We start from the raw sequence: 5,065 nt of genomic DNA, 5'->3' as shown, positions 1-5,065 counted from the left end.
GAGATCTGGCATCCGCTCGGCGTGGTGGGCGTGATCTCCGCGTTCAACTTCCCCGTGGCGGTGTGGTCGTGGAACACCGCGATCGCGCTGGTGTGCGGCGACCCGGTGGTGTGGAAACCGTCGGAGACCACCCCGCTCACCGCCCTCGCCTGCGACGCGCTGCTGCGCCGCGCCGCCGCCGACGTCGGCGCCCCCGACGGTCTCCATCACCTGCTCCTCGGCGACCACAGGGTGGGTGAGGCGCTCGTCGACGATCCCCGTATCGCCCTGGTGAGTGCGACCGGCTCCACCCGGATGGGGCGGATCGTCGGGCCGCGGGTCGCGGCGCGGTTCGGTCGCTGCCTGCTCGAACTCGGCGGCAACAACGCGGCGATCGTCGCTCCGTCCGCCGATCAGGACCTCGCCGTCCGGGGCGTCGTGTTCGCCGCGGCCGGCACGGCGGGCCAGCGCTGCACCAGCCTGCGCCGGTTGATCGTGCACCGATCGATCGCCGACGAAGTCGTCGAGCGGATCGCGAAGGCGTACTCGCGTCTGCGAGTGGGGAATCCGCTCGACGAGGGTGTGCTCGTGGGTCCGCTCATCTCCGAACGGTCCTACGGGGCGATGACCGCGGCGCTCGACCGCGCGCAGACCGACGGAGGCACACTCGTCGTCGGCGGTGAGCGAGTGGACGTCGCGGGTGGCGGTGTGTACGTCTCCCCCGCGCTGGTCCGGATGCCCGCACAGACCGAGGTGGTGCGCGAAGAGACCTTCGCCCCGATCCTGTACGTCCTCGACTACGACGACCTCGACGAGGCGATCGCATTGCACAACGGTGTCCCGCAAGGACTCTCGTCGTCGATCTTCACGCTCGACCAGCGCGAGGCCGAATTGTTCCTGGCCCGATCCGACTGCGGCATCACGAATGTCAACATCGGCACCTCGGGGGCCGAGATCGGCGGCGCCTTCGGCGGGGAGAAGCACACCGGCGGCGGGCGCGAATCCGGATCGGATGCGTGGAAGGCGTACATGCGGCGGGCGACGAACACCGTCAACTACTCGACGGAGCTGCCGCTCGCCCAGGGTGTCGAGTTCGGCTGATCCCGAACGACGTTCGCGCGCCTGAACGAGCCTCGCCGCCCCCACAGCAGGGGCGAAGCTCGTTTCGGCGCGCGAACTCGGGGTCCGGGCGGCTAGTGGTTGCGCAGTGCGTCGATCAGTTCGTCCTTCTTCATGTCGGAGTAACCGGTCATGCCCAGTTCCTTCGCACGCTTCTTCAGGTCGTCGACCGTCCAGTCGTCGTAGGAGCCGGACTTGCCGCCCTTCTTCCCGACCTGCGACTTGCCCTCGTTCGCAGCCGCGTTGGAGATCCGGGCCGCCTTCTCCTTCGAGGCACCGTCCTCGCGCAGGTCCTCGTACATCTTCTCGTTCTTGATCGACGGATTCGGCATCGTCTTCTCCTTTCCGTGTCCTGCGGAAGGGGTACCCGACGACACTGCACCCAATCAGAGGATCTGTGGCCTGTGACACATCCTGTGGTAGACCTGGGGCGTGTATCCAGGGAACCTGCTCGACGAACTCCGCGGGCAGCTGCCCGCCGGCGCACTGATCATCGATCCCGACATCCTCGCCGGCTACCGGCAGGACCGGGCGCAGGACCCGGACGCCGCGGTTCCCCTCGCGCTCGTACGGGCCACATCCACCGCCGACGTACAGGCGACGCTGCGGTGGGCGAACACCCACAAGGTGCCGGTGGTACCCCGGGGTGCCGGCACGAGCCTGTCCGGCGGGTCGGGCGGACTCGCCGACGGCATCGTGCTCAGCACCGAGAAGATGCGCGCGATCACCGTCGACACCGCGACACGCACCGCGGTCGCCCAGCCCGGTCTGCTCAACGTCGAGGTGAAGAAGGCGGCTGCCGAACACGGCCTGTGGTATCCGCCCGATCCGTCGTCGTTCGAGATCTGCACGATCGGCGGGAACGCGGCCACCAACGCCGGCGGCCTGTGCTGCGTGAAATACGGGGTGACGACCGACTACGTGCTCGGACTCGAGGTGGTCCTCGCCGACGGCACCGCGGTGCGGCTCGGCGGGCCACGGGTCAAGGACGTCGCGGGCCTGTCGCTGACGAAACTGTTCGTCGGAAGCGAAGGGACGCTCGGCGTCATCACCGAGGTGACCCTGCGTCTCGTCCCACCACCGCCACCCGGATCCACGATGGTCGCGACGTTCTCGTCGGTGCAGGCCGCCGCCGACGCGGTCGTCACCATCACCGCCGTGCTGCGACCGGCCATGCTCGAATTCATGGACCGGGCCACCGTCGGGGCCGTGGAGGACATGCTGCGGATGGGACTCGAACGCAGCACCGAGGCGATGCTCATCGCCCGTTCCGACGCGCCGGGCGCGGCGGCCGCCGAGGAGATCGAGATCATGGTGCGGGCCTGCCGCGAGGCCGGGGCCGACGACGTCTTCGCGACCGACGATCCGGAGGAGGGCGAGGCGTTCACCGTGGCCCGCCGCATGGCCATCCCGGCCGTCGAACGCACCGGCAGTCTGCTGCTCGAGGACGTCGGGGTACCGATCCCCGCCCTCCCCGCGCTGGTGAGCGGGATCGCCGAGCTCGCCGCCGAACACGACGTCACCGTCGCCGTGATCGCACACGCCGGCGACGGCAACACCCACCCGCTGATCGTCTACGACCCCGCCGACGAGGACATGACGGCACGGGCACAGGTGGTGTTCGGGAAGATCATGGATCTGGCCATCGAACTCGGCGGCACCATCACCGGCGAGCACGGCGTCGGCCGGCTCAAGAAGGCCTGGCTGCCGGATCAGGTGGGGCCGGACGTCATGGCGTTGACCGAGCGGATCAAGGCCGCGCTCGACCCGAACTCGATCCTGAATCCCGGAGTGGTGATCTGATGACCCACACCACACCGGCAGCGGTCATAATCGTCGCGTGAACACCCGTGTGCCCCCGTCGACGGCCGCCCTGCCACTGCGCGAGACCAAGTACCGCGAACTCGAGCAGTATCCGGAGTTCGGGTCCGTCACGGTCTGGCTTCGAGACGTCGTGTCGTCGATCGTGCCGAACGCCCGCATGAGCGAATGCGAGTACTGGTCCGTCGTGTGTCTTCCCCCCGAGGAGCCGACCGACCCCCGGAAGCCGCTGGTGTCGGTGCACGCCGGCGACCTGGCGGTCGCCGGGGTGTTCCTCGACCTCTCCGGCGGACAGCGGAGCCTCGCCGGGTACGTCCGCGTGTCGGGAACCGAACTCGAGCAGGCCTCGGGCTCGACACGTGAGCAGCTCGCGGCGGACTCACCCGCCCTCACCTTCGTCGACGAGGGTGCCGTCGTGTGCGTGGTGTGGAGCGACGAACCCGCCGCCCGGGAGCAGTTCGCGGCTCTGCCGTGGCGTGCCCCGGCTCGGGCGCTCGTCTCGGAGCTGATGCGCGACGGACGCAACTCCCGGGCCGACGACCACTGCCGTCAGATCGCCCGGTTCGCGTACGACGACTGAGCGGGTTCACGTGCGGCGACTGAGTGTGTCGGTCGGCGGGTAGACGATGGGATGGTGACCGACATCCTCGATCGTTTCTCCGCGCCGACCCGAGCGTGGTTCGCGGGGGCATTCGAGTCCCCGACCCCGGCCCAGCTCGGCGCGTGGGAGGCGATCTCCTCGGGAGCCCACACGCTCGTCGTCGCCCCCACCGGCTCGGGCAAGACCCTGTCGGCGTTCCTGTGGTCGCTCGACCGGCTCGCGTCCACCCCGGCGGACGAGCACGCAGCACGCGAACACCGCACCCGCGTGCTGTACGTCTCACCGCTCAAGGCCCTCGCCGTCGACGTCGAGCGCAATCTGCGCTCCCCGCTGGTCGGCATCACGCAGACCGCGAAACGGCTGGGGCTGACGCCACCCGACATCACCGTCGGCGTGCGCTCCGGCGACACCTCCCAAGCCGATCGCCGCGCCCTGGCCCGCACACCACCGGACATCCTCATCACGACGCCCGAGTCCCTCTTCCTCATGCTCACCTCGTCCGCACGGGAGAACCTCGTGGGGGTCGAGACGGTGATCGTCGACGAGGTCCACGCGGTGGCAGGCACGAAGCGCGGGGCGCATCTCGCGTTGTCGCTCGAGCGTCTCGACCAGCTCCTGCGCGCGCCGGCCCAACGCATCGGGTTGTCGGCCACCGTGCGGCCGCACGAGGAGGTCGGCCGGTTCCTCACCGGCTCCGCCCCCATCCGGATCGTCGCGCCCCCGTCGGCGAAGACGTGGGATCTCGCGGTGCGCGTACCGGTCGAGGACATGACCGAACTCGGGGTTTCCGAGCCCGACGAGGAATCGTTCTCCCCCACACCGCAGGCCGGGTCGATCTGGCCGCACGTCGAGGAACAGATCGTCGATCTGATCACCGAGCACCGGTCGACGATCGTGTTCGCCAACTCCCGGCGCCTGTCCGAACGCCTCACCGCCCGGCTCAACGAGATCCACGCCGAACGCCTCGGCGAGCAGGTGGACCGCGAGGGCGCACCGCCTTCGCAGCTCGGATCGCCCACCGAGACCACCGCCGGCGCTGCACCCGTGCTCGCCCGCGCCCACCACGGGTCGGTGAGCAAGGACCAGCGCGCTCTGATCGAGGACGATCTCAAGTCGGGCCGGTTGCGGTGCGTGGTGGCGACGTCGAGTCTCGAACTCGGAATCGACATGGGTGCGGTCGATCTCGTGATCCAGGTCGAGGCTCCGCCCTCGGTGGCCAGCGGTCTGCAACGCGTCGGCCGCGCCGGGCACCAGGTGGGCGAGACCTCGCGCGGCGTGCTGTTCCCCAAGCACCGCACCGATCTCGTGCACTGCGCCGTGACCGTCGAGCGGATGGTCGAGGGCCACATCGAGGCCCTGCAGGTCCCGGCGAATCCGCTCGACGTGCTCGCCCAGCAGACGGTCGCGGCCACGGCCCTCGAACCCGTCGACGTCGACGACTGGTTCGACACGGTCCGGCGCAGCGGGTCGTTCGCGAGCCTGTCCCGCGGGGTCTACGAATCGGTGCTCGACCTGCTCGCCGGCCGCTATCCGTCCGACGAGTTC

Annotated in this window: 5 protein-coding genes; 4 read left to right on the top strand and 1 reads right to left on the bottom strand. The window is 69.7% G+C overall.

All coding sequences use genetic code 11. The features are described from left to right. Positions 1–1,080: aldehyde dehydrogenase family protein (locus R1101_RS0115800; protein WP_016934354.1), on the top strand; the 1,080-nt coding region annotated here is incomplete at its 5' end. A gap of 92 nt (positions 1,081–1,172) precedes the next feature. Here the strand turns inward: R1101_RS0115800 and R1101_RS0115795 are convergent. Beyond that, positions 1,173–1,430, bottom strand: coding sequence for a DUF7218 family protein (locus tag R1101_RS0115795; protein WP_006550162.1), 258 nt, complete (start codon positions 1,428–1,430; stop codon positions 1,173–1,175). A 100-nt stretch (positions 1,431–1,530) separates the two neighbouring features. Between R1101_RS0115795 and R1101_RS0115790 the strand changes: the two genes are divergently transcribed. From R1101_RS0115790 to R1101_RS27045, 3 genes are all read left to right on the top strand, one after another. Next, on the top strand, positions 1,531–2,901 hold the full coding sequence (locus R1101_RS0115790) for an FAD-binding oxidoreductase (protein ID WP_016934353.1): 1,371 nt from the start codon (positions 1,531–1,533) through the stop codon (positions 2,899–2,901). A gap of 37 nt (positions 2,902–2,938) precedes the next feature. Next, a complete protein-coding gene (locus tag R1101_RS0115785; RefSeq protein WP_016934352.1) occupies positions 2,939–3,499 on the top strand; it encodes a hypothetical protein in 561 nt (186 codons plus the stop codon). Between the two features lie 51 nt (positions 3,500–3,550). Next, positions 3,551–5,065, top strand: a 1,515-nt coding sequence (locus R1101_RS27045; protein ID WP_037223773.1) for a DEAD/DEAH box helicase, incomplete at its 3' end; no start/stop codon positions are given.

The organism is Rhodococcus sp. R1101, assembly GCF_000278445.1.
Lineage (GTDB): Bacteria > Actinomycetota > Actinomycetes > Mycobacteriales > Mycobacteriaceae > Rhodococcus > Rhodococcus gordoniae.
This window is presented reverse-complemented; position numbering and strand designations above follow the sequence as displayed.